This is a genomic window from Catenulispora sp. EB89 (genome assembly GCF_041261445.1).
Lineage (GTDB): Bacteria > Actinomycetota > Actinomycetes > Streptomycetales > Catenulisporaceae > Catenulispora.
Map to the genome: position 1 here is coordinate 15,280 of NZ_JBGCCU010000013.1, position 26,569 is coordinate 41,848.

23 protein-coding genes and 1 pseudogene are annotated in these 26,569 nt (G+C 71.4%); 6 read left to right on the top strand and 18 right to left on the bottom strand.

The genetic code is table 11. The features are described from left to right. Window positions 1–24 precede the first annotated feature (24 nt). From ABH920_RS25925 to ABH920_RS25940, 4 genes are all read right to left on the bottom strand, one after another. Window positions 25–897 carry an SDR family NAD(P)-dependent oxidoreductase gene (locus ABH920_RS25925; protein ID WP_370351725.1) on the bottom strand — a complete coding sequence of 291 codons (873 nt, stop codon included), beginning with the start codon at window positions 895–897 and terminating at the stop codon, window positions 25–27. 247 nt (window positions 898–1,144) lie between these two features. Continuing rightward, the gene (locus ABH920_RS25930; RefSeq protein WP_370351726.1) at window positions 1,145–1,909 is read right to left on the bottom strand and encodes a peptidylprolyl isomerase; all 765 of its coding nucleotides are present in this window, start codon (window positions 1,907–1,909) and stop codon (window positions 1,145–1,147) included. A 192-nt stretch (window positions 1,910–2,101) separates the two neighbouring features. Then, window positions 2,102–2,944 (bottom strand): peptidyl-tRNA hydrolase, encoded by an 843-nt coding sequence (locus ABH920_RS25935; protein ID WP_370351969.1) that lies wholly within the window; start codon window positions 2,942–2,944, stop codon window positions 2,102–2,104. A gap of 31 nt (window positions 2,945–2,975) precedes the next feature. Beyond that, window positions 2,976–4,016: an NAD(P)-dependent alcohol dehydrogenase gene (locus ABH920_RS25940; RefSeq protein WP_370351727.1), complete on the bottom strand. Its 1,041-nt coding sequence runs from the start codon at window positions 4,014–4,016 to the stop codon at window positions 2,976–2,978. 633 nt (window positions 4,017–4,649) lie between these two features. Between ABH920_RS25940 and ABH920_RS25945 the strand changes: the two genes are divergently transcribed. The 4 genes from ABH920_RS25945 to ABH920_RS25960 all read left to right on the top strand — a co-directional run bounded on the left by ABH920_RS25945 (window position 4,650) and on the right by ABH920_RS25960 (window position 8,341). Next, entirely contained in the window at window positions 4,650–5,216 is a 567-nt protein-coding gene (locus ABH920_RS25945; RefSeq protein ID WP_370351728.1) for a hypothetical protein, read from the top strand. Window positions 5,217–5,220: 4 nt separating this feature from the next. Further along, window positions 5,221–5,892 (top strand): hypothetical protein, encoded by a 672-nt coding sequence (locus ABH920_RS25950; RefSeq protein WP_370351729.1) that lies wholly within the window; start codon window positions 5,221–5,223, stop codon window positions 5,890–5,892. Between the two features lie 155 nt (window positions 5,893–6,047). Further along, the gene (locus ABH920_RS25955; protein ID WP_370351730.1) at window positions 6,048–6,890 is read left to right on the top strand and encodes a hypothetical protein; all 843 of its coding nucleotides are present in this window, start codon (window positions 6,048–6,050) and stop codon (window positions 6,888–6,890) included. Next, window positions 6,887–8,341: a hypothetical protein gene (locus ABH920_RS25960; RefSeq protein ID WP_370351731.1), complete on the top strand. Its 1,455-nt coding sequence runs from the start codon at window positions 6,887–6,889 to the stop codon at window positions 8,339–8,341. Before ABH920_RS25955 ends, ABH920_RS25960 begins: the two co-directional genes overlap by 4 nt. A gap of 134 nt (window positions 8,342–8,475) precedes the next feature. Here the strand turns inward: ABH920_RS25960 and gatB are convergent, their stop codons facing one another. The 12 genes from gatB to ABH920_RS26020 all read right to left on the bottom strand — a co-directional run bounded on the left by gatB (window position 8,476) and on the right by ABH920_RS26020 (window position 23,875). Then, entirely contained in the window at window positions 8,476–10,002 is a 1,527-nt protein-coding gene (gatB, locus tag ABH920_RS25965) for an Asp-tRNA(Asn)/Glu-tRNA(Gln) amidotransferase subunit GatB (RefSeq protein WP_370351732.1), read from the bottom strand. Continuing rightward, the gene (locus tag ABH920_RS25970) at window positions 9,999–10,643 is read right to left on the bottom strand and encodes a DUF4276 family protein (RefSeq protein WP_370351733.1); all 645 of its coding nucleotides are present in this window, start codon (window positions 10,641–10,643) and stop codon (window positions 9,999–10,001) included. The genes gatB and ABH920_RS25970 overlap by 4 nt, the downstream gene beginning before the upstream one ends. Next, window positions 10,643–11,842 carry an AAA family ATPase gene (locus ABH920_RS25975; RefSeq protein WP_370351734.1) on the bottom strand — a complete coding sequence of 400 codons (1,200 nt, stop codon included), beginning with the start codon at window positions 11,840–11,842 and terminating at the stop codon, window positions 10,643–10,645. The genes ABH920_RS25970 and ABH920_RS25975 overlap by 1 nt, the downstream gene beginning before the upstream one ends. A gap of 36 nt (window positions 11,843–11,878) precedes the next feature. Beyond that, window positions 11,879–12,100, bottom strand: coding sequence for a hypothetical protein (locus ABH920_RS25980; protein WP_370351735.1), 222 nt, complete (start codon window positions 12,098–12,100; stop codon window positions 11,879–11,881). After that, window positions 12,097–13,617 (bottom strand): Asp-tRNA(Asn)/Glu-tRNA(Gln) amidotransferase subunit GatA, encoded by a 1,521-nt coding sequence (gene gatA / locus ABH920_RS25985; RefSeq protein WP_370351736.1) that lies wholly within the window; start codon window positions 13,615–13,617, stop codon window positions 12,097–12,099. The genes ABH920_RS25980 and gatA overlap by 4 nt, the downstream gene beginning before the upstream one ends. 1 nt (window position 13,618) lies before the next feature. Beyond that, entirely contained in the window at window positions 13,619–13,930 is a 312-nt protein-coding gene (gene gatC, locus ABH920_RS25990) for an Asp-tRNA(Asn)/Glu-tRNA(Gln) amidotransferase subunit GatC (RefSeq protein ID WP_370351737.1), read from the bottom strand. A gap of 140 nt (window positions 13,931–14,070) precedes the next feature. Continuing rightward, window positions 14,071–14,910: a PhzF family phenazine biosynthesis protein gene (locus ABH920_RS25995; RefSeq protein ID WP_370351738.1), complete on the bottom strand. Its 840-nt coding sequence runs from the start codon at window positions 14,908–14,910 to the stop codon at window positions 14,071–14,073. Window positions 14,911–15,020: 110 nt separating this feature from the next. After that, window positions 15,021–15,197, bottom strand: a complete 177-nt coding sequence (locus ABH920_RS26000) for a hypothetical protein (RefSeq protein ID WP_370351739.1) — start codon at window positions 15,195–15,197, stop codon at window positions 15,021–15,023. Between the two features lie 88 nt (window positions 15,198–15,285). Then, window positions 15,286–18,156, bottom strand: coding sequence for an alpha/beta fold hydrolase (locus tag ABH920_RS26005; RefSeq protein ID WP_370351740.1), 2,871 nt, complete (start codon window positions 18,154–18,156; stop codon window positions 15,286–15,288). A 136-nt stretch (window positions 18,157–18,292) separates the two neighbouring features. Continuing rightward, a complete protein-coding gene (locus ABH920_RS26010; protein WP_370351741.1) occupies window positions 18,293–20,431 on the bottom strand; it encodes a putative bifunctional diguanylate cyclase/phosphodiesterase in 2,139 nt (712 codons plus the stop codon). 165 nt (window positions 20,432–20,596) lie between these two features. Further along, window positions 20,597–22,777, bottom strand: coding sequence for an NAD-dependent DNA ligase LigA (gene ligA / locus ABH920_RS26015; RefSeq protein WP_370351742.1), 2,181 nt, complete (start codon window positions 22,775–22,777; stop codon window positions 20,597–20,599). Between the two features lie 72 nt (window positions 22,778–22,849). Beyond that, a complete protein-coding gene (locus ABH920_RS26020; protein ID WP_370351743.1) occupies window positions 22,850–23,875 on the bottom strand; it encodes a methionine synthase in 1,026 nt (341 codons plus the stop codon). Window positions 23,876–24,152: 277 nt separating this feature from the next. On the opposite strand from ABH920_RS26020, the gene ABH920_RS26025 reads away from it, so the two are divergent. Then, a complete protein-coding gene (locus ABH920_RS26025) occupies window positions 24,153–24,602 on the top strand; it encodes a hypothetical protein (RefSeq protein WP_370351744.1) in 450 nt (149 codons plus the stop codon). A 25-nt stretch (window positions 24,603–24,627) separates the two neighbouring features. On the opposite strand, the gene ABH920_RS26030 is transcribed toward ABH920_RS26025, so the two are convergent. Together ABH920_RS26030 and ABH920_RS26035 are read right to left on the bottom strand one after the other, a co-directional pair. Beyond that, entirely contained in the window at window positions 24,628–25,200 is a 573-nt protein-coding gene (locus tag ABH920_RS26030) for an NADPH-dependent FMN reductase (protein WP_370351745.1), read from the bottom strand. Window positions 25,201–25,225: 25 nt separating this feature from the next. Continuing rightward, a pseudogene (locus ABH920_RS26035) lies at window positions 25,226–25,813 on the bottom strand (YitT family protein); the annotation flags it as partial. A gap of 108 nt (window positions 25,814–25,921) precedes the next feature. Here ABH920_RS26035 and ABH920_RS26040 point away from each other — a divergent pair. Beyond that, the gene (locus ABH920_RS26040; protein WP_370351970.1) at window positions 25,922–26,368 is read left to right on the top strand and encodes a MarR family winged helix-turn-helix transcriptional regulator; all 447 of its coding nucleotides are present in this window, start codon (window positions 25,922–25,924) and stop codon (window positions 26,366–26,368) included. Window positions 26,369–26,569: the final 201 nt, after the last annotated feature.

Consider the following 26,569-nt stretch of genomic DNA (forward strand, 5'->3'; position numbering starts at 1 on the left):
GCCTCGTGCGTCTTCTGCCACCGCTCACCGAGCCGCGTACCCGCCGTCCACGAGGTGGTAGCTCCCGGTGATGAACGTCGCCCGGTCCGACAGCAGGAACGCGACGAGTTCGGCGACCTCGTCGGCGAGTCCCAGCCGCCCCATCGGGTGCAACGACACCAACAGCTCGTGCCCCGCGGCGTCGGTGTTCGACAGCAGCGGGGTCTCGATGAAGCCGGGACCGACGGAATTCACCCGAATGCCGTGCTCGGCGTACTCCAGGGCCGCGGTCTTGGTCAGGCCGACGACGCCGTGCTTGGCCGCGCTGTAGGCCGGGGCGCCGGCGAAGCCGTTGGTGCCGAGGATGGAGGCCATGTTGACGATGCTGCCGCCGCCTGCTGCGAGCATCGCCGGGATCTCGTAGCGCATGGAGTAGAAGACGCCGTCGAGATTGGTGGCCAGGACGCGGCGCCAGTCGTCGATCGGGTAGTCGCCGGTGGGGACGGTGGGGCCGGCGATGCCCGCGTTGTTGACCGCCAGGCGCAGCGGGCCCAGGCCCGCCACGGCCGCCGCGACGGCGGATTCCACCGAGGCGGGGTCGGTCACGTCCAGGCGGATGGCCAGCGCGGGGACGCCGGACTCGGCGAGTTCGGTGGCGGCGCGCTCGGCGCCGTCCAGGTCGTGGTCGGCCAGTGCGACCGCGGCGCCGCCGGCGGCCAGGCGGCGGGCGGTCGCCAGACCGATGCCCGACGCCGCGCCGGTGACCAGGGCGGTCAGGTCGGCGAACTCGATGCCGGCCGGTTCCAGGTCGATGGTCGCGATGGCCGCCGCGGTGTCGTCGCCGACCCCGGAGCCCGGGTCGATGGTCGACGCCTCGCCGTCGGCCAGGTCTTGCGGCGGACTCAGATCACTGTCCATGGTTCGATGCTGCGGGGCGGCCGGAGGTCCGGCAACAGGAGCGGCGGGGTGGGGCGGGGCGGTCGGGTGGCTGGTCGGGTGCCTGGTCGGTGGCTGGTCGGTGGCTGGTCGGTGGCTGGTCGAGTGGCTGGCTGACTGACTGCTTGGTCGGCCGACACCGGTGCGCGGGCGCGCCCACGGAAACGGGCCGGCCGACTCCTCACCGGAGTCGTCGACCGGCCCGCACGCGGCGAAGCGCCGCGAACCGCTAGTGGTCCGTGCGGATCCGCACGTGGTGGAACAACACGTAGTCGTTCGGGTACCCGTCGCCGGCGGAGTTCTGGTCGTCCTCGCCGGCCGCGGCGATCTTCTGCAGCACGTCCATGCCGCTGGTCACGACGCCGAACGGCGTGTAGTCCGGCTGCAGCTTGGTGTCCTTCCAGGTGAAGAAGAACTGGCTGCCGTTGGTGTTCGGGCCGGCGTTCGCCATGGCGACGGTGCCGGCCGGGTAGGTGGCGCCGGCGAGGTTCTCGTCGTTGAACGAGTACCCCGGGCCGCCGCTGCCGGTGCCGGTCGGGTCGCCGCACTGCAGCACCCACAGGCGCTGGGTCGTGAGGCGGTGGCAGTGGGTGCCGTTGTAGTAGCCGTGGTCGATCAGGAAGCGGAAGGAGAAGGTGGTGCAGGGCGCGGCCGAGGTCAAGGCCTTGACGGTGATGTCGCCCTCGCTGGTGTGGAACACCACCGAGTACGGCTGCGCCGCCTTCTTCGCGTCGAACTGCGGGATGCCCTTGAAGTCGTCGGCGGGCACGGACGGGACGAAGCCGCAGGGGTTGGCGGCGGTCGTGGTGGCGGCGTGCGCCACGGCGGCCGGAGCGGCGGCGTCAGCGGCGACCACGGTGGCATGGCCCGGTCGGACCGGGGCGGCACCACCGGTGGCTCCGGCGCCCGACGCGGCGGCAACGCTGACGCCGAGCAGCAGGGCCGCCGCCGCGACGAAGCGGCCGGACCGGCTGGAGAGGCGGGATATCCGCATGTTTCAGCTCCCTGAGAGGTTGGTCAGGACGCTGGAGCCTTTCCCAGCCGTGTGTCCGCTGTAAACCCCTGATGAGCTTTATGGAGCGGCGAATGCCGACCGATCGGGTCGAACCGGTCTTCGAATTCTGAGTTACCGGCGGCGGATCGGCCGACAGCGGTCACCCGACGGCCGGATCAGCCGACGGCCGGATCAGCTGTCGCCGAGCACCGGCAGATCGGCGACCACCGTGCACGACCCCGGCGCGATCTCCGTGAAGCCGGCGTCGCGCACCAGCGGCCGTCCGGAGTCGGCGAGCGCCGGCCACGCGTCCTTCGGAGCGACCCGCACGGCGAGTGGGAAGCCCGCGTCGGCCCACTCCTTGCGCTGCGCGTCGGTCAGCCGCCACCACGCGATCTGCGCGGCATGCCCGACCTGGGCCATCGCCTTGCCCGCGGTCATCTCCAGCTCGGGGTTCAGCCACAGCACCGGCTGCGAGCCCGGCTCGACCGGCGCGGGCGGTTCGGCGTCCGCCAGATCGGTGCCGGAGACCTGAAGGCGCGCGAGGTCCTTGGGCCACGCGTCGAGCGGGACCGGCGGGTAGACGCGGACCTGCGCCGGGTCGTTCTCCGCGGTGCCGACGACCGTGATGCCGGGCAGCGCTTCGGCGCGGGTCCACTCCGCACCGCGGGCGCGGCGCACGACCTTGCGGATGCGGCCGTCGGTCCAGGCGTGGACCAGCGGCGTCCACTCCCCGTCGGGCTCGGTGGAGCGGGGGTCGGACAGGAAGGTGAGGACGGCTCGCGCCGACGTCTCCAGCGCGTCAGTGCGCTGCGGAGGCGTCGCGCGCTCGATGCGGACGACCAGCGGCAGGACGTACTGCGGGTTCGCGTCGCGCGCCGCTGCTTCGGCCTCGGTCGCCGAGGCGACGGAGGGCGCGGGAGGCGCAACGGGTACGGCAGCGGCAGCGGCAGCAGCGGGCGAGGCACCGGCACCGGCAGCAGCGGGCGCGGCGGCAGCGGCGGTCGGCGCCGAGAAGGGGTCGCCGGAATCCATGATCGAGCCAGTCACCCCAGCAGAATATGCGTCAGCCGTTGGGCACGATGACGGCCCGCCCCCGGACCTGCCCGGCGTGCAGCCGCTCGTAGGCTTTCGGGGCCTCGTCCAGGCTGTACGTCTCGACGTGGACCGACACCGATCCGTCGCGCGCCAGGTCGAGCACTTCGATCAGCTCGGCCCGCGTTCCCCAGTAGGGCGCCCGGAACGCCGCGTCGTACGGCGTCACCCCGAACCCGACCTGCGCGCTGCCGCCGCCGATCCCGACGATCGTCACGTCGGACTCCACGCCGGCGCAGGCCGAGGCGAGCGCCACGGTCGGCGGCGCGCCGACGAAGTCGAACACCGCCTCGGCGCCGCGGCCGCCGGTCAGCTCCTTCACCGCCGCCGGGGCCCTCTCGTCCGACATCAGCGCCTCGTGCGCGCCGACTTCCCGGGCCAGGTCCAGCTTCTCCGGCGCCACGTCCAGCGCCACGACCCGGGCCGGGCTCAGGGCCCGCAACAGCTGGATCGCGACGTGTCCGAGGCCGCCGGTGCCGATGACCACGGCCGTGCTGCCGCCGACCAGCTTGGGCAGCGCCGTCTTGATCGCGTGGTACGGCGTCAGGCCGGCGTCGGTGAGCGGGACGTTGCGCACCGGGTCCAGGTCGCCGAGCGGGACGAGGTGCCGCGCGGAGTCGACGAGCAGGTACTGCGCGATCGCTCCGGGCGCGCCGAGCCCGGGCGGGAAGATCTGGAGCTCGGCGGCGCGCAGGCAGTAGTTCTCCTTGCCCTGCGCGCACATGTGGCACAGCCCGCAGCCCCAGGGCCCGTAGACGGCCACGCTGTCGCCGACAGCGAAGCCGGTCGCGCCCTCGCCGAGCGCCGCGACGGTGCCGGCGCCCTCGTGGCCGAGGGTGAGCGGCAGCGGGAAGCGGAGCGCGGCGGCGGGCATGCTCATCACCGCGATGTCGGAGTGGCACACGCCGGCGGCGGTGACCTTCAGCAGCACCTGGCCGGGGCCCGGTTCGGGGTCGGGGACGTCGACGACCACCGGGGCGGCGCCGACCGCGGGGTACTGGAGGGCCTTCATCGGGGGACCGCCTTCCGGGCCGGGCTGGTGGGGCGTTTCTCCTTGGGCGTTTTCCTCGGGCGTTTTCCTTGGGCGGGCGCTTCTCGTCGGGCGTTTCTCAAGGCACGCCTCAGCGGCGGTCCGGGTCGCGGACCGACGCCGGAGACCACCTTCACCACCTTGACCCGCCGCTGCTCGGGCCGCAATCGTTCGCGGTCCATCGCGGGGTCCGGGCCGCCGATCGGTGGAATCCGCGCCGGCCGCTGTGCCCGCCGCCGGACGTCCGACCTGCGGGGGGAAATCGTGGCCCAACCGTGATCTCAAATGAGGTTTTCCGAACATCTTCGCGACTGGGAAGATCCTCGTCTCGCCGATGTCTCGGCGTTCTCTCGTCGGTTTCAGGGGTGGGCGTTGCCAGGAGTGCGTGGTCCGGGCGCCGGTCGCAGACGTGCGACCATCGCGGCGTTCTCTGTCGGATGGGTTTTGATCGCGGGTGGGACCGCCGGGGCCGTGGTGGCCGTGGGGCGGGGCCATGCGTCGGGGACGGACGGGGTTTCGCAGGCTGCTGCGACGTCGCCTTCGAGCTCTGAGGCTTCGCCGAGTCCTTCGCCGAGTCTTTCTTCGAGTTCGCCTTCTTCATCGCCGGTCGCTTCGTTGTCCTCGTCCTCCTCCTCGTCGTCGGCGCCGCCCTCGCCGTCCTCGACGGTGACCGGGCATGTCTCGAACGGTGTGCACAGCGGCGACATCCGGTACTTCCTTCTGCCGGTCCCAGCCGACGCGGCGGCGATCGGCACGGCGGACGGCGACACGCTGACCGCGGCCAGTGCGGCAGCGCCCTACGCGAACAGTTCCGACGTCCTGAAGCTGCTCGGGCAGGTGGGCTTCATGGGCGGCGCGACGCGCACGTACCAGACCGGGGACGCGAAGTACCACGTCACCGTGCGCCTGCTGCACTTCGGCTCGGCGGGCGTCGCACGGGCCTGGGCCGACGCCGACAAGGAGATGCCGGGCTGGTCGTCGTTCAGCATCCCCGGCTATCCGGACGAGAAGGCGTACGACATCCCGCTCGACGCGTCGTTGGGCGAGGCGCGGCTGCGCGCGGTCGGGTTCCGGGGCGACGTGTTCTTCGAGGTCGACGTCTTCGGCCAGCCGCCGGTGGACCACACGGTGCTGATCGACCGGGTGCGCAAGCAGATCGACCGCCTGGACTCGGGGAGGTGAGGGCGTGAAGCGACGGACCGGACTGCTGTTCTCCTCGGCGGTCGTGCTCGGGCTGGTCGGCGGCGCCGTCGGCGGCTTCCTGATCCAGCGCGCGCGGCCGGCCACGCCGCTGCCGCCGTTCCAGCAGACACTGGCGGCGGCGGTCGCGCCCGGGACCGCGGACCCGCGCGACGCGGCGACGGACGACGGCGCGAAGCTCGACGGCGACCTGCGCGCGGTACTGCTGGCGACGCCGGCGGGAGCGAAGGACACGACGGACTTCGCGCCGCGGGAGTGGTTCACGATCGCGGATCTGGCGGAGTACTACGGGGATCCGTACGACACGCTGACGCTGCTGAACGCGGAGGGATTCCGGCGCGCGGTGCGGACCGCGTGGACGCTGGCGGACGGGACGTACGTCGAGATCGATCTGGTGCAGTTCCGGTCGGTGACGGGGGCCAAGTCGTACAGCGCGTCGACGTACACGCCGGTGGACCCGAACGCGCCCGCGATCGCGGGGACGGCGACCGGGGCCGTGAGCAGCCCGGGGCAGAAGGACTCCGGCGGGATGTACACGGCTTACGGGCTGGTGCGGCACGGGGAGTTGGTGGAGCAGGTGTTCGTGAGCCGGGCGAAGAGTGCGCCCTCGACGGACGAGGTCGCGGCGGTCACGCGGGACCAGGCGGGGCTGCTGTGAGCGAGTCCGGGGAGGGGGTTTTGGAGCCGGTGGCGGAGGCGGTTTCGGTGACGGAGGCGGTTTCGGTGACGGACCCGGGACCGGTTTCGGTGATGGAGCCGGGGCCAGGGCCGGTTTCGGAGCCGGCGCCAGGGCCGGTTTTGGAGCCGGCGCTGGTGCCGGAACTCGTGCAAGCGCCAGAGCTTGGGCAGGTAACGGAGCCGGTGCTGGCGCTGGCGTCGGAGCATTTGCCGGAGCAGCAGCGGCCGGTGCGGCGGCCCGGGTGGTTCGTGGCCGGCTGGCTGGTGTCGGCGCTGGCGGTCGGGGCGGGCGCGGGGTTCGGGATTCTGGCCGTGACCGGCACGTCGAAGGACTCTACGACGGCCCGTGGGCCGGTGACGCCGACGACGTCGCCCGCCACGCCGACGTCGCCGCAGCCGAGCGTCACCTCCGGCGTGCGGCCGGACGGCACGCACTACGGCAGCGTGAAGGACTTCCTGCTCCCGATGCCGGCCGGCTACCGCCCGGGCCCGGACGAAGGCGGCCTCGGCAACGACTCGACGATCGCCCCGGACCAGGCCGACCCGACGGTCGCGCTGCTGTTCGGCACGCTTCCGGCGTCCGACATGAGCAGCGCGAAGGGCGCGATCGCCACCGGCGGCATGAACGACGGCGCGGTGCGCACGTACGCGAACGACTCCGGGACGCTGGACATCGCGATGACCGTGCTGCGCCTGAACCCGGCGCAGGCGGCGGAGAGCGCGGGCCAGTTCGAGCACGTGGTGAAGCAGTCGCACGCCTTCCGCACCGGCCCGCAGGTACCCGGCCACCCGGAGGCGCTGTGCGTACTGCCGGTGACGCACGTCGGCGACCGGCTGGACAGCATGACGTGCCTGGCGACGGTGGAGGACACCTTCGCGATCGTGCGCGCCGAAGGCACGGTGCCGCTGGACACGAACGCCGTGACCGAGCTGTTCGGGCAGCAGTTGGACACGCTGAAGGGCGGGCTGGGGACGTGAGCGCGCAGGACGATGTGCTGGCGGCTTTCGGGGAGCTGCCGCGGAAGACGGCTGGGGCCGGGGACGGCGAGCGGGCGCCGGCGGGGCAGGCCGGGGCTGGCGCGGAAACCGGGGCCGGCGCGGCAGAGAGCGAGCTGGCATCAGAGCTCGAGCATGCCTGGAAATCCGGGCAGCAGGCAGGCACGAAGACCGGGGCAGGTGCGGCCGATGCGGTTACCGGCAGCACCGCGCCGGCGAGGCAGGCCGATGGCGAGCAGGGTGAGACCGGCGCGGAAACCGGGGCAGGTACGGCCCATGCGGTTACCGGCAGCACCGCGCCGGCGGAGCAGGCCGATGGCGAGCAGGGTGAGACCGGCGCGCAGACTGGGGCGGGCGCGGCTGCGAGCGAGCAGGTATCAGCACTCGCACATACCTCGGGAGCCGAGAAGCAGATCGGCGGCGATCAGGCCAAGGCAGGCGCGGAAGCTGAGGCAGGCATAGCCAATGCGGCCACCGGCAGCACAGCGCAAGCGGGACAGGTCGGTGGCGAGCAGGCCGAGATCAGCGCGGAGGCCGGAGTAAGCACGGCCGATGTGGCCACAGGTGGCGCGGCAGAGAATGAGCCAGCATCAGGGCTCACACATGCGGAAGCTGGTGCGGGCTTTGTGGCTCCCAGCCAGCCCTACCTCGACCCCGCGGCCTTCTTCGCCGAGCTGCACGCCGAGTCCGCGCCGCCGCCGAAGCCCGGCCGTCGGCGGCGGCTCCTGCTTCGCTATGCCTCGGCGCTCGCGTTGGCCGGTGCGGTCGGCGTGGGTACCGCGTTCGCCGTGAGCCTCCCCCGGCGCACCGACGTGCCGTTCCTCGCCACGCCCGGCGACGGCCGCTATACGTTTCCCGCGGCGGTGCGGCCTGCGCCGCCGTCCGGCAAGCCGGTTCCCAATAACGGCAACAATTTCGGGCAGATCCACTATGGGGATCTGCGTCAGTACCTGCTGCCCGCGCCGACCGGTGCGGTGCCGAAGGAGGATGGTTGGGAGCCCGTCGCGGGCTTCGAGTCCTCGATCTCCGGGTCCGATGTCTCCAACCATCTTTACGACGCGGCGCTGCGGCATGTCGCGTGGCGCGGGTGGAGTGCGGCGGATGGGCAGCACACCGTCATTGAGCTGCTTCAGTTCCCTGATGACGAGGCGGCGTCCGACGTCGAGGCCATGGTGGACAACGCCTCGTTGGCGAAGGCGAGCAAGCCGGAGGGTGCTGTGCCCAAGGTGACGGTGCGGCCGTTCGGCGACCTCGCGCAGAGCGTCACGGTACATACGTTCGATCTGGTCGACGGGCTGCCCGGGCAGGTGGAGCGGCGGGTCGTGTTCGCCAGTGGGGATGTCGTCGCGGTCGTCACGACCACCGCGCCGGCCGGGGTCTCGGACCTGACGACCGAGCAGGTCGCGATGCTCCAGGCGGAGATGCTGCGCTGAGGCATGCGGCTAAAGCCGTGCGCAAAGCCGTGCGCCAAGGCCATGCGTTAAAGCAGCACAAACACAGCGGGCCGTCTCCCGGCCAAATGGGAGACGGCCCGTCGTGCTCAATCATGTCAGGACATTGAAAGTCCTCAGCCCGAAAGCCGCTCCAACAGCAGCTCCCGCACCCGCGCCGCGTCGGCCTGGCCGCGCGTCGCCTTCATCACGGCGCCGATCAGCTGGCCGGCCGGGCCCTGGTTGCCGCCGCGCACCTTCTCGGCGGCGTCCGGGAACTTGGCGACGGCCTCGTCGATCGCCGCGAGCAGGGCGCCGTCGTCGCTGACGACCGCCAGGCCGCGCTTGGCGACGACTTCCGACGGGGAGCCCTCGCCGGCCAGGACGCCCTCGATCACCTGGCGGGCCAGCTTGTCGTTCAGGGTTCCGGCGGTGGTCAGCGTGACCAGCTCCGCGACCTGGGCCGGGGTGATGGCCAGGGCGCCGAGGTCGACCTCGGTCTCGTTGGCGTGCCGTGCCAGCTCGCCCATCCACCACTTGCGGGCCTGGTCGGGGGCGGCGCCCAGGGACACCGTCTCGACGATCAGGTCCACCGCGCCGGCGTTCAGGATCGACTGCATGTCGTGGTCGGTGACGCCCCACTCGGCCTGCAGCCGGTTGCGGCGCACGCTCGGCAGCTCCGGCAGGGTGCCGCGCAGCTCGTCGACCCAGGTGCGGGCCGGGGCCACCGGGACCAGGTCCGGCTCCGGGAAGTAGCGGTAGTCCTCCGCCTCCTCCTTCACGCGGCCCGGGGAGGTGGTGCCGTCGTTCTCGTGGAAGTGGCGGGTCTCCTGGATCACCGTGTCGCCGGCGTTCAGGACGGCGGCGTGCCGGCGGATCTCGAAGTGCACGGCCCGCTCGACCGACCGCAGGGAGTTGACGTTCTTCGTCTCCGAGCGGGTGCCGAACTTCTCGCGGCCGATCGGGCGCAGCGAGACGTTGGCGTCGCAGCGCATCTGGCCGAGCTCCATGCGGGCCTCGGAGACGCCGAGCGCCTTGATCAGCTCGCGCAGCTCGGCGACGTAGGCCTTGGCGACCTCCGGGGCGTGCTCACCGGTGCCGGTGATCGGCTTGGTGACGATCTCGATCAGCGGGATGCCGGCCCGGTTGTAGTCGACCAGCGAGTAGTCCGCGCCGTGGATGCGGCCGGTGGCGCCGCCGACGTGCGTGGACTTGCCGGTGTCCTCCTCCATGTGCGCGCGCTCGATCTCGATGCGCCAGGTCTTGCCGGCGGCCTCGACGTCGAGGTAGCCGCCGAAGGCGATCGGCTCGTCGTACTGCGAGGTCTGGAAGTTCTTCGGCATGTCCGGGTAGAAGTAGTTCTTCCGGGCGAAGCGGCACCACTCGGCGATCTCGCAGTTCAGCGCCAGGCCGATGCGGATCGCGGACTCGATCGCCTTGGCGTTCACCACCGGCAGCGAGCCGGGCAGGCCGAGGCAGGTCGGGCAGGTCTGGGTGTTCGGGTCGGCGCCGAAGGCGGTCGGGCAGCCGCAGAACATCTTGGTGACGGTGCCCAGCTCGACGTGCACCTCCAGACCCATGACCGGGTCGTAGGTGGCGAGGGCGTCCTCGTAGGAGGGGAGAGCGGTCACGGTGCGCGCACCTGTCGTTGTCGTCGTGGTCATTTCTGGTATCCCATCATCTCAAGCGCCTGTGCCATCTCGTCCCACCAGCGCTGGAAGGAGGGGACTTGACGGAGCCGGTCGAGGTCGAGGTCGGCGGCGACGGCCGCGTACAAGTCGGGACGCTCGGCTTGGAGCCTGCTCCCGGACCTGCGCCGTCCGGCTGCGGCCGCGGCCAGCGAGTTCAGTGCTTTCTTGGGGTCGGCGACGCCTTCGACGTCCTTGGCCCGCGCGGCCGCCGCCTCGATCACCACGGCCGAAGGCACTCCGACCGCACGTGCGAGGGTGGCGACGTCGGCGAGCAGCCATGCCTCGGTTTCCCGCACCGGGACGACGGCGACGAACGGCTCGCGGCGTACCGTCGTGACGTCGCGACGGACTTCTTCGATCTTCGCCTCAGCGGACGCGGCCGGCGTCCCGTCGTGGTGGTAGAGCACGACGTCGAAGCGGGGCAGCTCATCGAGCGCGTCGATGATCGTGTCGGGGCGCTGGTGGTCCGCCGCCGCCACCTCGACCTCAACCTGTACCTCGACGCGTCCACCGTCGCAGAGCCGCTGGATCGCCCGCCGCAGGAGAACAGGCAAGAACCACTCGTCTGAGGCGCCTTCACAGACGAGTACGGCGAGCAGTGGGCGGATCGGCATCAGTCACGCAGCTCCCCGCCGGACCGGAAGAGCTCGACGCTCGCCGGACGCAACGGCCCCCAGTGCGCGGTGCTGTCCTTCGCCACCGATTCACCGGCGCGACGAGCCCGCGTCACGCGGCGCCGCTTTCCGAGTCCCACCTGTGGCACGGCGTCGAGGAACACCACATTCTCGGCGGGCAGCACGTCGAGCACGACGGGCGAGTGGCTGGCGAGCAGCACTTGCATGGGGGGCACGGACGAGTCGCCTACCGACGGCCCGGTGACCGAGGCGATGGCCCGAAGCAGCTTGCGGAGCCGCTCGGGATAGACACCGTTCTCGGGTTCGTCGATGAGCAGCGGACCGATCTGGAACGGATCAGCGAGTGTCGCAAGGATCGCGAGCGTCCGCAGCGTGCCGTCGGAAGCGATGGCTGCCTCGTAGGCAGGCTCGTCCTCGGCGGTGAACTCGATCCGGATGTCCCGACGGAGCCGATCCTCGATCACAGTGAAGTCGGTGACGTCCGGGATGATTCCGTGCAGCACCTGCCGGATCTCACGGAGCGCACCGTCCGGGTCATCTTCCGTCTGCGTGTGGTTCTGGATCTGAAAGAGGTAGCCAGGCAGGCCGGAACCGTCCGGAGCCAGGTCGTAGCGTTGCCCGATCGTCGAAAGGCGACGCAGCGCCGAGGACTCGAATTGACACGCCCGGAGCCCGGCGAGCTCCGAGAGCAGTTCGGTCCACGATCCCAGACCTGCGGCAGCCGAGGAGCGCGCATCAGGGCTTCGCGCCACCTCGGCCGGCACGATCCGGCCATTGCTGCGCCGCAGTGTCTGGGCGAAGTCTGTTGGCCCCGACATCGGCTTGAAGAGCTCGACTTGGTGGATGAGGGCGCGCTGCCCACCGGTCTCACCCCACAAGACCTGCGTCTCGTACCGCATCGGACGCCGGTTCGAGCCGTCTGCGAACTCCACGGCGAACCGCATGGTGTCGACCCGAGATCCGTCCGCGTACTGATGAAACAGACTCTCAGCATCGCCACGGACCGCCTCGACCGCGTCGAAGAGGTCGCCCTTGACCGACGCCGCCAGGAAGCGGAATGCGTCGATCAGGTTCGACTTCCCACCGGCGTTCGTCCCGATGACCGCAGTGAAGGTAGCCAGGTCCAGGCTGAAATCGACGAACGACTTGAAGCCGTCGATCTCAATTCTGGTGATCACGGAGCCCCCTCACCGCGGATCATCGCGGCGTTCATCTCAGGATTCCGCCTTTCGGGAGGACTTACGGGCCCGCAGGACCTGCAGCACACCGACGGCCAGGGCCGCGCCGGACACCGCGGCGTCGGCGAGCGCCAGCTTGTCGCCGTCGGCGCGCGCCTCCTTGAAGCGGCGCAGCAGGACCGGCGCCAGCGTCACGGAGCTGCCGATGGCGAACAGGGTGCCGAACGTGCCGAGCGGCTTGTTCTTCTTCTTGCTCACAGGGACGGCACCTCCTCGATCAGCGGACGGCCCCACTTGGTGTTCATCGCGGCCTCGACCGCGGCGCCGACCCGGTAGAGGCGGTCGTCGGCCATGGCCGGGGCGATGATCTGCAGGCCGACCGGCAGGCCGTCCTCGGGGGCCAGGCCGACCGGGACCGACATGCCGGCGTTGCCCGCCATGTTGGTGGGGATCGTGCACAGGTCGGCCAGGTACATCGCCATCGGGTCGTCGGCGCGCTCGCCGATCTTGAAGGCGGTGGTCGGGGTGGTCGGGGAGACCAGCACGTCCACGTCGGCGAAGGCGCGGTCGAAGTCGCGCATGATCAGCGTGCGGACCTGCTGCGCCGAGCCGTAGTAGGCGTCGTAGTAGCCGGAGGACAGCGCGTAGGTGCCGAGCATGATGCGCCGCTTGACCTCGGGGCCGAAGCCGGCCTCGCGGGTCAGGGCCATGACTTCCTCGACGCCGTTCACGCCGTCGTCGCCGACGCGCAGGCCGTAGCGCATGGCGTCGAAGCGCGCCAGGTTCGAGGAGCACTCCGAGGGCGCGATGAGGTAGTACGCCGGCAGCGCGTAGTCGAAGGACGGGCAGTCCACCTCGACGACCGTCGCGCCGAGGTCGCGCAGCGTCTGCACGGCCTCGTGGAAGCGCTGGCGGACGCCTTCCTGGTAGCCCTCGCCGTCGAACTGCTTCACCACGCCGATGCGCATGCCCTCGACGTTCGCCAGCTGCGCGGCGCCGACGACGTCCGGGACCGGCAGGTCGATGGAGGTGGAGTCCATCGGGTCGTGGCCGGCGATCACGGCGTGCAGGAGCGCGGCGTCCATGACGGTGCGCGCGCAGGGGCCTCCCTGGTCCAGGGAGGAGGAGAAGGCGACCAGGCCGTAGCGGGAGACGCCGCCGTAGGTCGGCTTCACGCCGACGGTGCCGGTGACCGAGGCCGGCTGGCGGATCGAGCCGCCGGTGTCGGTGCCGATGGCCAGCGGCGCCTCGAAGGCGGCCAGCGAGGCCGAGGAGCCGCCGCCGGAGCCGCCGGGGATGCGGGTCAGGTCCCACGGGTTGTGGGTGACGCCGTAGGCGGAGTTCTCGGTGGAGGAGCCCATCGCGAACTCGTCCATGTTGGTCTTGCCGAGGATGACGATGTCGGCCTCGCGCAGCCGCCGGGTGACGGTCGCGTCGTAGGGCGGCAGCCAGCCCTGCAGGATCTTGGAGCCGCAGGTCGTCGGCACGCCCTTGGTGGTGAAGACGTCCTTGAGCGCCAGCGGCACGCCGGCCAGCGGGCCGAGCTCCTCGCCGCGGGCCCGCTTGGCGTCCACCTCGGCGGCCTTGGCCAGCGCGCCCTCGGCGTCGACGTGCAGGAAGGCGTGGACCTTCTCGTCGACCTTCGCGATGCGGTCCAGGTGCGCCTGGGTGACCTCGGTGGAGGTGACGTCGCCGTTCTTGATGGCGCCGGCGAGCGCGGCCGCCGTGCTCTTCGTGAGATCTTTGGTCAGATACAGTTCGCCGTCGAAGGTCATCTCAGTCCTCCCCGAGGATGCGCGGTACCCGGAAACGCTGGTCCTGCGCGGCCGGCGCCTGGCTCAGCACGTCGGCCGGGTCCAGGCACGGCTGCTCCACGTCCGGCCGGGTGACGTTGACCAGCGGAAGCGCGTGCGAGGTCGGCGGGATGTCCTGGCCCTGACCGAGCTTCTGCACGGCCTCGCTGACACGGGCCACCGAGCCGAGGATGACGTCGAGCTGCTCGGCGTAGTGCGCGAGCTCGTCTTCGGACAGGTCGAGCCGTGACAGGAGCGCCAGGTGGGCGACCTCTTCACGGGTGATAGCGGGCATATGCGCGGATCCCTACGGTGTGGACTCTGCCAGGATTGAAGAAGGCGGTTTCGGACAACGTAGCCATCCTACTTCGGGGGTGTCAGGTGACTTTCCGTCACGGGCCGGGGACGGCGCGCCGGATCGGCCCGTGACGGAACCTACGCCAGCGCGACAGCCGTCCCGGACACCGAGATCCCGCCCTCGCCGGCCGGGATGCCGACGGTCAGCAGGCTGGGCCGTCCCATGTCCACACCCTGATGCAGAATCACCGTCGCGGGCACCGACACCAGGCCCAGCTCGCGCAGGTAGCCGCCGAAGGCCGCGGCCGCCGCGCCGGTGGCCGGGTCCTCGAAGACGCCGCCGACCGGGAACGGGTTGCGGACCTGGAAGACCTCGGGCGACTCGCGCCAGACCAGGTCGATGGTGGTCCAGTCGTGCCGCAGCATCAGGGCGCGCAGCGCGTCCATGTCGTAGTCGAGCTCGGTGAGGCGGGCCCGGCTCGGGGTGGCCAGGATCGGGTGCCAGGCGCCGCCGAAGGCGATGCGGGGCGGGAACGCGTCGTGCAGGTCGCTCGCGGTCCAGCCGAGGATGGCGAGGAGTTCGGCCAGGACCGGGCCGCGCAGGTCCTCGGACTTCGGCGGGACGCTGACCAGGGTGGCGGTGAGCGTGCCGTCGGGCGCGGCGACGGTGCGGACCGGGACGGTCCCGGCGCGGGTGTTCAGCGTGAGGTCGCCGGGGCCGTGCTGCTCGGCGTAGGCGACGGCGGTGGCGATGGTCGCGTGGCCGCAGAACGGGACCTCGGCCAGCGGGCTGAAGTAGCGCACGTCCATGACCCGGTCGCGGTCGGTCGGCAGCAGGAACGCGGTCTCGGAGTAGCCGACCTCCGCGGCTACGGCGAGCATCGCGGCGTCGTCCGCGCCGCGGGCGTCGAGGACCACGCCGGCCGGGTTGCCGCCGGCCGGGTCGGAGCTGAAGGCGGTGTAGCGAAGGATGTCCACGCCTGAACCGTAGCCGGTCGGTGCGGCGGGGCGGCAGATCCACTTCGGGGGAGGTGGACCCGAACCTCAGAGCCTTCCGAACCAAGCCTCAGGGCATTCCGAACCGAGCCTCAGGCCGTCCCGAGCCGGAACAGATCCCGCCCCGCCGACTCGTCGTCCGCGCCGTCGGCGTCCAGCGCCCGCCGCACGATGTCCCGCGCCGCCGCCAGCTCCGCCGGATCGACCCGGTGCGGGCCCGCGTCGGCGAGCGTGTCAGGGGCCTTCGCCTCGCGTCTGAACCATTTCATGATCAGCCCTCTCCCAGCGCGTCGACTCCGACGCTACGTCGGCGCCGCGGTACGGGCAAGCAGACTCCGTCGTCCTGCGGTGCATCACCTAACCTCCCCCGCGCAGCCGGTCGCCAATCTCCGCGATCAGGCGCCTGGTCTTGTCCGTGAGGCGGTGCCGCGGGCCCAGGACGCGCTCCTCGTCGACCAGCAGGGTGCTGAGTTCGTCGCGGGCTTCCGCGACGAGTCCCTGTTGCAGCACCGCCATGCCGAGGAAGTGCCGGATGCCCAGCGCGCCGGGCGAGGCGGTGTCCGCGACCCGGCTCAGGCCGCGCCGCAGCTCCCACTCGGCCAGGTCGGGCTTCTGCTGGTAGAGCAGCGAGCGGCCGAGTGTCTGCCAGGCGTAGAGCGTCTCCGGGTATGACGGCGTCCACAGCTGGTCGCAGGCGGCCAGGATCTCCCGGCACATCGTCTCGGCCTGGCGCGCGCCCTCCACGTGCAGCAGCGCGCGGGCCCAGGTGTGCCAGACGGTCACGGTGTCGCGGTGCCGCCAGCCGTTGATCCGGCGCGCGGCGGGCAGGATCTCGCGCAGCATCGCCTCGGCCTCGACCCAGCGCTGCTGTTCGAGCAGGGCTTTGGCGAGCTGGTGGCGGCTGGCCCAGGTGTTGGCGTGGTCGGGGCCGTGGCCGGCGATCTGGCCGGCGATCACCTCGGCGAGCTCTGCCTCGGCGTGGTCGTAGCGGCCCAGCTCGATGGAGAGCCGGGCGCGTTCGTGGCGCAGGGCGAGGATCTTGGTGTCGGTCGGGGCGAAGCGGTAGCCGGCGCAGCCGTCGATGAGCGCGTCCAGAAGGGTGCCGGCCGGTTCCAGCAGGCCGGAGGCCAGCAGGTAGCGCGCGGTGGTGCGGGCCAGGTTCAGGGCCGAGACGACGAGGAAGCGCTCGCCGCTGGTGGCCGGCGAGGTGACCGTGGACAGCACGGCGTCGCGCGCGTGCGGGAACAGCGCGGCCCACACGGCCCAGTTGTCGGGGTCGTCGGCGGTGCGGTTCTCGGTGGCGGCGGCGAGGATGTCGAGCATCGCGCGGCCGTAGTCGACGCGGTGCGCCTGGACCTGGTCGTCCTCGCGGAAGACGTTGTGGACCATCGGGTGCAGCGACAGGAACTCGCTCAGGTCCGGGTCCTCGGCGCCGCGCTCGTGCTTGCGGATCAGGTACGCCTCGGCGAGCTGCCCGATGGCCAGCCGGATCTGCTCGATCGGGACGCCGGCGAACAGCGGGGTCTCGGTCAGCATCTCCGGCCGGGCCAGCAGCCGGTAGGGCACCGCGGTGTCGGACAGACAGGCGAACAGGTGCAGCAGGCGCGTCGCGGCCGTGGTGAGTCCGCGCGCCGACAGCAGCAGCGACTCGCGCACGATGCTCAGGCCCAGCACCTCCTGGCCGGACTCGGCCGCCGGGTCGCCGTTGCCGGCCTGCTCGCGGGTGCGCCACTCGGCGAGGTAGCCGGCGAAATCGGACAGGCCCGGCTCGGAGAGGAAGACCGCGCCGGTGGACACCGAACGGACCCGGCTCGCGGCGGCGCGCAGCGCCAGCGGCAGCCCGCCGAGGGCGCGCGAGAGCTGCCGGGCCTGCTCCACTCCCCCGCAGTCGGGGCCGGCGATGTCGAGGAGCACATCGGCGCCGTCGTACTCGCTGAGCGGTTCGACCTGATGGATGCGGCACCAGGGGCCCCACACGTCGTTGTGGCCGCCGCGGGCGGTGACGATGACCGAGCCCTTGGCGGACGTCACGTCCCGGACCCAGCCGGTGCCGTCGTAGCGGCCGGTGTCGGAGGCGACGTGGCCGAGCTGCTGCGGATCGGTCGCGCCGTCGAAGACCAGGAGCCAGGGCCGGTCGTGGTGTTCCAGGCCGCGCCAGACCAGGTCGGTCTGGCTGCGCTCGCCGCGCCACGCCTCGTCGATCTCGCCACGCGGCAGGCCGAGCAGGTGCGCGACCTCCCGCATCCGAGGCGCCAGCTGCGGAACCGAGACCCACCAGACGTTCCAGCCCTCCTCCTTGCGTCGGGCCGCCACTTCGGAGGCGATGTGGGTCTTGCCGATGCCGCTCATGCCGGACAGGACGTGGACCCGGCTGCGTCCCGGCGCCATCAGGGCGCTGATGAGCGCGTCCCGGCCGCGCAACCGCCCGAGGCCGGCCGGCGGCTCGACCGAGAACTGGATGGCCTGCTGCTCGACGGCGTCCGCGCCGGTGCCGACGGCCGGACCGGAACGCTGACGCTCGGGATCGGCCGCGGCCAGCAGCGCCGGCTTGAGGATCTGGTACTCCATGGCGCTGTGGTCGGCGGGCTTGAGGATCGAGAAGTGGTCGGCGGCGACGGTCTCGGTGGTGGGGAACCAGCCGGTGGCCTCGATGCGCGGGACGATGTTGTCCTCGCCGCCGACCACCGCGACGACCGGGATGGGGCAGGTGTAGTCGGTGACCGCGTCGGCGTTGACCACGTTGCGCAGCACCAGCTGGTGCGCCTCGAAAACCTCGCCGTCCAGCAGCCGCAGCTGCCGCTCCTGCGGATGCCGCGCGCCGAACACCAGCCGCCGTGTCTTGGCGAAGAACGGCGAGCCCAGCGTCGGACAGGCGTAGAGCACGATCTGCCGGATGCGCACCAGATCCCGCGCCTGCCCTCGGATCGTCGCACTGGCCAGGAACTTCTGCACCACCAGGCCGCCCTGGCTGTGCGCGACGAGCACGATCGACCCGGCCTCGCGCAGATCCTCGGCCTTGAGCCGGGTGGCCAACTGCGCGGCCAGATCGGCGAAGTCCGGGATCCGCCGATCCGGCCGCAGCCGCGCCTTCGGCGTGAAGTACTGCATGGTGTGGGTCTGGACGAAGGCCAGGTCCGGGTCGCTGCTGAGCAGGCCGAGGAAGTGTGACCAGGTGTCCGCGCCGGAGAACAGCCCGTGGACGAACAGCACATGCACCCGCGACGGCATCGACGCCCCTCCCGTGGCCGACAGGACGGCGGCGGTGTCGTCCCCCGAACAGACCGTAGCGGTCTCAGGGTTCGATTACCCGGAAATCCGGGGGTTATGGGGGGCGGAGCGCTGCGGGTGGCGGCCTGAACCTGGCCTAAGCCGAAAGCTGATCCGGCGCGGTCCCGTTGGCGGAAGAACCAGGCGCCGCCGAGGGCACCCCCTGCGCCAGCACCGCGCAGATCTCCGATGCGGGCAGCGCCTTGGCAACCAGCCAGCCCTGTGCCTCGTCGCAGCCGTAGTCCTCCAGCGTGGACCACGTCGCGGGGTCCTCGACGCCCTCGGCGACCACGCGCAGTCCCAGCGAGTGCGCCAGGTCTATGGTCGAGCGGACGATCGCCGCGTCGTCGGCGTCGAAGCCGATGCCGCCGACGAAGGAGCGGTCTATCTTGATCTCGTCGAAGGGCAGCCGGCGCAGGGTCAGCAGCGAGGCGTAGCCGGTGCCGAAGTTGTCGAGCGACAGCCGGACGCCGAGCTTGGACAGGCCGATCAGCGCCGCCCTGACGCTCTGCGCGTCCCCGACCAGCACCCGCTCCGCGACCTCCAGCCGCAGCGCCTCGGGCCGCACGCGGTGCTGCGCCAGCTTGCGCTCGACCATCTCCACGAAGTGCGGGCTCTCGATGTCGCGCAGCGAGACGTTCACCGCGATCGGCACGCCGTAGCCGTTGCGCCACCACAGCGCCGCCTGCCGCAGCGAGATGTCGAGGATGTACTCCGTCAGGCGCGCCATCAGCCCGCTGTTCTCGGCGAGCTTCACGAACGTCTCCGGCGGTATCGCGCCGCGCACGTCGTGCCGCCACCGCGCCAGCGCCTCGACGCCGACCACGCGGCCGTCCTTGAACGAGGCCTGCGGTTGGTAGTGGACCTCGATGCGGCCGGCGTCCAGGGCCTCGCGCAGGTCGCTCAGGAGCGCCAGCCGGTCCGGACTGTTGCGGTCCTTCGCCGGGTCGTAGCGGACGTAGCCGGTCTTGCCGCGCTTGGCCTCGTACATCGCCACGTCCGCGTGCCGGAGCAGGACGTCGTAGTGGCTGGCGTCGTCGGGGTGCAGGGCGATGCCCAGGGAGGCCTCGACGTCCAGGTTGAAGCCGTGCAGGCGGTAGGGGACGGCCACGGCGTCCAGCAGGCGCTGCGCCAGCTGCTGCGCGGCCTCGACGTCCGGCAGGCCGGGGAGCAGGACCGCGAACTCGTCGCCGCCGAGCCGGGCCACCATGTCCTCGGCGCGGACCGCGGCCGACAGCCGCTGCGCGACCTCGCGGATCAGCTCGTCGCCGGCGGCGTGGCCGAGGGTGTCGTTCACTTCCTTGAAACGGTCCAGGTCCAGCAGGAACAGGCCGATCTTGCCGTGCGGGACGGCGACCGCGGCCGGGGTGCGGCCGGAGGAGTACAGCGAGGACGGCCCGTCGTCGCCGGCGGCCGGCACGGTGCCGAGCATGATCTCGGCCTGGCGTCGCAGCGCCTTGCGGTTGGGCAGCGCGGTCAGCGGGTCGTGCAGCGACTGCCACTCGCTCTCGTCGAACGCCAGGGCGCTGCGGTAGAAGACCAGCAGCACCGGTATGAACAGCACGATCAGGTACGGCTCGTGCCGCATCACCACGGTGATCAGCGGCGCCAGCACCACCGAGGCGCCGACCACCTGCAGCTCGACCCGCCACTCGCGGCGGGCTATGCCGATCAGCCGCACGCCGGTCCACAGCGCCACGGCCTGCCAGACGAAGAACAGGTTCACCACGAAGTACGCGACGCCGGCCAGCAGGATCGCGGCCATCGAGGTCACGCTCGGCGCCCACGGCCGCCCCGGGGTCGGCACGATGCCGAAGCCTCGCAGCACCAGGCAGGCCGCGCCCAGGGACAGCGTGAACTGCGAGACGTTGAACAGGATCCGCCACCAGGTCCGGCGCCCGGCCGCACCGCCCACCAGGGAGGCCGCGGCCTGCACCATCGCGGCCAGCGGCCAGCCCGCCAACATCAGCAGCGCGATGGTGAAAACCGTGGTGGTGGCGGCCTCGCGGTTGGTGTGCTGCAACTTCATCAGGGGCCGCAGTTCCCCGAGGAAGACCAGGCAGATGGTCATCAGCAACGCGGGCACCGACTGCGTGGTGGGTCCGGAACCGTGCCAGTTCAAGACCAACAACGCGGCCAGGATGGTGATCCCGGCCGCGCTGACGGAGGCGACGAAGGCGTACAGACGTCCGGGATCGGCCTTCGGGCCGTAGTCCGGCTCGAATGGTCGGTGCATGGAGCGGACCCTCCTGTACCGGAGCTCTTCTGAACAACTTCAGCGTCGGTGCGCGCGTCAGCGAACGGGCTGACGCGGCCATATTGCCGTATCAGAACGTCGCCGACCAGAGACGGACCGTAAAGGTTTCGCCTTCGGTCTTGACGGCCGGGCCGGGCGTCGGTGTCAGGCCCCTGCTTCCGCCACTGTAGCGGCAGCCGCGTCCGGACCGGCCTCCAACAGGACCCTGAAACCCCCCTCGTCGAGCACCTTCACGCCCAGGCTCAGGGCCTTGTCATACTTACTGCCGGGGTTATCCCCTACGACGACAAATGAGGTTTTCTTGGAGACCGAACCGCTCACCTTCGCACCCCGGCTGGTCAGTTCCTCGGCCGCGCCATCCCGTGTGAAACCGGCCAATGTGCCCGTTACGACCACGCTCAATCCCTCAAGAGGCCTCGGGCCCTCGGGCTGGGATTCCACAACAGGCACCACGCCGGCCGCCTGCCACTTGCCGATGATCTCGCGGTGCCAGTCCACGGCGAACCACTCGACGATCGCGGTGGCGATGGTCGGGCCGATGCCCTCGGCGGCCTTCAGCTCGTCCTCGGTCGCGTTCGCCAGGGCGTCGAAGGACGGGAACTCGCGGGCCAGGACGCGCGCCGCGGTCGGGCCCACGTGCCGGATCGACAGCGAGACCAGGAAGCGCCACAGCGGCCGGTCGGTCTTCACCAGCTCCAGCTGCTGCAGCAGCAGTTCGGTGGTCGCGGTCGGCACGCTCGGCTTCTTCGGCGTGCCCTTGGTGTAGAAGTACGGCACCAGCTCCATCTCGCCGGGCTGGGCGTCCGCGCCGCGCTTGGCCTGCAGCATCTTGAGCTCGGCCAGGTCCTCGATCTTGAGGCTCAACAGGTCGCCCTCGTCGTGCACCGGCGCGGTGCCCCCGGCCGGCTGGGTCAGCGCCACCGCCGACTCGTAGCCCAGCGCCTCGATGTCCAGCGCGTTGCGGCTGCCCATGAAGTCGATGCGCTCGCGGATCTGCCCGAGGCAGAACTGCGAGTTCGGGCAGCGCAGGTCGATGTCGCCCTCCTTCTGCGGAGCCAGCTTGGTCCCGCAGTCCGGGCAGTTCTCCGGCATCACGAAGTCGCGCTCGGAGCCGTCGCGCAGGTCCTGCACCGCGCCGACGATCTCCGGGATCACGTCGCCGGCCTTGCGCAGGATCACCGTGTCGCCGATCTTCAGGCCCTTCTTCACCACGATCTCCTGGTTGTGGAGCGTGGCGTTCTGGACCGTGGAGCCGGCGACCGTGACCGGCTCCATCACCGCGTACGGCGTCACCCGGCCGGTGCGGCCGACCTGGACCCGGATGTCCAGCAGCTTGGTGGTGACCTCCTCCGGCGGGTACTTGAAGGCGATGGCCCAGCGCGGGGCGCGGGAGGTGCTGCCCAGGCGGCCCTGGATGGCCAGGGCGTCGACCTTGACCACCACGCCGTCGATCTCGTGCTCGACGTCGTGGCGGTGCTTGTTGTAGTAGTCGATGTACTTCTGGACGTCCTTCAGGGTCTTGACGACCTTCACCCGGTCCGAGGTCGGCAGGCCCCAGGCCTTGAGGGCCTCGTAGGAGTGGGACTGCGAGGTCGGGGTGAAGCCTTTCCGCGCGCCAATGCCGTGCACCACCATCGACAGCGGCCGCTGCGCGGTGATCCGCGGGTCCTTCTGCCGCAGCGAGCCGGCCGCGGCGTTGCGCGGGTTGGCGTAGGAGCGGCCGGTCTCGGCGAGGATCTTCTCGTTCCACGCGTCGAACGCCTTGACCGCGAAGTAGACCTCGCCGCGCACCTCGACCAGCTCCGGCACCGGGAACTCGGCGGTGCCGGTCAGGGTCTGCGGGATGCTCTGGATGGTCTTGGCGTTCGGCGTGATGTCCTCGCCGGTGCGGCCGTCGCCGCGGGTCAGGGCCCGGGTGAGCTTGCCGTTCTCGTAGAGCAGGTTGATCGCCAGGCCGTCGACCTTCAGCTCGCACAGCAGGTCCGGCAGCGCGCCGAGGTCCTTCTCGATGCGGTCGGCCCAGGTCTGGAGCTCCTCGGCGGTGAACGCGTTGTCCAGCGAGAGCATGCGCTCCAGGTGCGGGACCGAGGTGAACTCGGTCTCGTAGGCGCCGGCCACCTTCTGGGTCGGCGAGTCCGGGGTGCGCAGCTCCGGGTTCGCGTCCTCGATCGCCTCCAGCTGCCGCAGCTTGACGTCGAACTCGGCGTCGCTGATCGTCGGCGCGTCGAGGACGTAGTAGCGGTACCGCGCGTCCTCGATCTCCTCGGCCAGGGCCGCGTGCTGCTGCGCCGGGGTAGCGGGGGTGGTCTCATCCGTGGCGGACAACGCGTCACCTCACTGGTCGGGGGCCGTTTCGACACTCAAGAATCTACCGTCAGGCACTGACAGTCCCGCAGTTCAGGAGGCTTTGTCGGCCAGCGCGTCGGCCGTGCGGTGGGCCAGCACGAGCGCCTGGCGGGCCCACGGCGGGGTGGCGCCGGCCAGGCCGCAGGTCGGGGTGATCGTCGTGGCCTGGGCCAGCTGCGCCGCCGAGAAGCCCAGGCGGCTCAGGGACAGCACCTTGTCGAGGAGCTGGTTGACGCCGGGGGCGCGCGCCGGGTCCACGGACGGCACGACGCCGAGCATCAGGCCCACTCCGGCCTCGATCGCCTCGCCGAGCTGTTCGTCGCGCTCCGGCGAGACGCCGCCGGGCCCGGTGGTGTCGATCGCGGTGGCGTCGAAGGAGATGTGGTCGGCACCGGCCCTGCGCAGCATCTCGATCGGTACGTCGGAGGCGCAGCAGTGCACGGCGACGTCGGCGTCGGCGTCGTGCACGGCCTTGATCAGGCCGGCCAGCGTCTCCCGGGCCACCGTCTCGTCGACCGCGCGCAGCCGGCCGAAGCCGCTGGCGGTGGGCACGGTGCCGCGCAGGACGCCGGGCAGCGCCGGCTCGTCCAGCTGCACCAGCAGCGCCCCGGCCCGCGGTGCCCGCTTGCGCACGTCGGCGATGTGCACCTTCAGCCCCTCGGTCAGGGACTCGGTGAGGTCGCGGACGGCGCCGAGGTCGGACAGCATCCGGTCGCCGTGCCGCAGCTCCAGGGTCGCGGCCAGCGACCACGGGCCGACGACCTGGACCTTCAGCGTCTGTGTGAACTCCTGGGCGCGCTCCTCCAGCAGGTCCAGATCCTGGCGCAGGAACGAGTCCGCGCGCCGGGCGTCGCGGCCCGGCCGCTCGGTCAGCCGCCAGCCGCTGGGCTGCACCTCGGCGTAGAGCTCCACCAGGAAGGCGGTGCCGCGGCCGATCATGTCGGCGCCCACGCCGCGCGCCGGGAGTTCGGGCAGGTGCGGCAGGTCCGGAAGCTCGTCGAAGACCAGGCGGTTGGCCGCTCCGGCGTCGGTGCCGGGCAGGGAGCCGATACCGGTGGCGCGTGGGGGTCGGTGCATGGGACGAAGCGTAGCCAAAATACCGATGCCGCCGGTCCGGCAACCCTCGCGGCCTCCGCGACGTCCCCTGCGTGCGAACCCAGGCGCGGGACCCCACGGTCTCGCGGCTGCGGCGCGCGCCCCCGACATCACCCGATGGGGTGTCGAATGCACGAGCCGAGAGCCCGGCTCGCCGCTATTGTGACCAGCACCAGACCTTGTGAAAGCCCGCCACCAGCCCTGTTCCCCAAGCCCGCTCGCCCCCCGGTGACCGTTTTGACTTCCTGGAGCCCGTCCCGTGTCGACCGTGTTCTTCGCCGCGAGCCCCGCCGAACTGCGGGTGGTGGCGGCCGCCGCGGCCCACGCCGACACCTCGGCGGTGCTGGCCGCGCTGGACACCGTGCCGGCCGGCGATCTGGATCCCGCGCAGCTGATCGACCTGGATCTGCTGGTGACCGGCAACGATCCGGCCGAGGTGCGGGAGGCGGTGCTCACCCCGGCGCATGAGGGTCCTGACGATGCCGGGGGCACGGTGTTGTTACCCGTGCGGGCCGCGCTGGGCTCGCGACTGGCTTATCTGAGCGACCACGACGTCGACGCGCTCGCGGAACGCTGGGCGGCGGCCGACGGGGCCGCGGACGGCGGCTGGGACGCCTACCGGTGCGGGCAGCTGATCCGGTCGCTGTCGTTGCTGGCGCTCTTGGCGGGAGCGGATCAGCGGGAGTTGTTCGTGCGCTTCGACAGCTGAGCGCCGAGGCGACACTGTTCGGCCCTTATGCCGCGGCGGGTTTCCGCAGCTGGCAGAGCGCTTCGGCATAGCGCCGCAGTTCTTCGAGGAGCTGGTGGACGCCGTGCGCCCGGCGCTCGCCGGGGATCAGGCGGCCGTCGGGGTCCAGTACCTCGCGCAGCGGGAGCGTCACGATGTCCGGCAGCGGCGTCATTCCGAGCGCGACCGCGACCGGCGTGATCATCTCGACGGCGCGCAGGCCCGCCGATGACATGCCGTAGCTGACGTAGCCGACCGGCTTGCCGGCCCACTCCGCGTAGAGCGCGTCGAGGGCGTTCTTCAGGGGTGCGGTGATCCCGCGGTTGTATTCGGCGGCGAGGATCAGGAAGGCGTCGGCGGCGTCGACCATCGCACTCCACTGGCGGGTGTGGTCGTGGATGTACGTGCCCTCAGACGGATGATCCGGTTCGTCGAGGAACGGCAAGGCGATCTCGGCCAGGTCGGCCACTTCGACGTCGAAGCCACCGTGTTCGCGGGCCAGGGTGAGAACCCACTCCGCGACGGCGGTGCCGATCCGTCCCGGACGGGTCGTGCTGGTGATGATGAGCAGGCGGGGCATGGTGGCCTCCAGTTGGATTCGGTGTCGGATTCAGGTCGAAACGAGCGATGAAGAACTGGGCCAGCGGTCCGATCGCGACGGCGAACAGCACCGTCCCGACGCCGACGGTGCCGCCGAGCAGCCAGCCCGCGGCGAGCACCACGACCTCGATGCCGGTGCGGGTCAGCCGTAGCGACCTGCCGGTCCGCGCCGACAGGCCGGTCATCAGGCCGTCGCGCGGCCCCGGACCGAGGCCGGCGCCGACGTAGAGCCCGGTGGCGACGCCGTTCAGCGCGATGCCGCCGAGGAGCAGTGCGATGCGGGGTGCCAGCGCGTGGGGCGTCGGCAGGACGCCGAGAGTGGCGTCGGCGGCCAGGCCGACCACGACGACGTTGCTCGCCGTGCCGAAGCCGGGCCGCTGCCGCAGCGGGATCCAGGCCAGCAGCACCAGCGCGCCGACGATGATCACGACGCGGCCCAGCGGCAGGCCGGTGTGCCGGGCCAGACCCTGGTGCAGCACGTCCCAGGAGGCCAGACCCAGGCCCGAGGCGACCATCAGCGCGGTGCTGGCGCCGAACAGCACGAGCCCGGCGAAGAGCTGCGCCAGACGGCGCGGCAGAGGTGATGGTGACATGTCAACAAGTCTGCGCCAGGGTTGGTGACGTGTCAACCACAGCGCTAGAATGCGGCCGTGACCACGCCCGAGCCCCACCCCGAACCCCGCTGGCTGAACGACGACGAGATGCGCGCCTGGCTGGCCTACCGCCGCATGCGCCTGCTGCTCAGCGCCGAGATCAACCGCGACCTGGCCCGGGAGGCCGGCCTGTCGGAGGCCGACTACGACGTGCTGTCCAACCTGACCACCACGGACGACCGGCGCCGGCTCAGCGAGCTGGCCGCGCGCATGCAGTGGTCGAAGAGCCGGCTGTCGCACCACATCACGCGCATGGAACAGCGCGGCCTGGTCCGCCGCGAGGAGGTGGACGGCGACGCACGGGGCTCGTTCGTGGCCCTGACGCCGCAGGGGCGCCGCACCATCGAGGAGGCCGCGCCGGGGCACGTGGCATCGGTGCGGCGGCATTTGATGGACCGGCTCACGCCGGAGCAGATCAGGGTGCTGGGAGAGATCGGCGACGTGGTGCTGGGGCCGCTGGAGGACCGCGGCCGCGGCCACGACCCAGAAGACTGACACCCCGCGCCGAGCTTCGCGATCCCGAAACGCCGAATACCCCGGACCACGAAGGTCCGGGGCACCAGAAGGCAACGCCGACCAGAAACGCCGAGCGACGCCGCCGGAAACGCGGGCATTCCCGGCCCCGAAACGCCGAATACCCCGGACCGCGAAGGTCCGGGGCACCAGAAAGCAGCGCCGACCGGAAAGCGCTGCCGG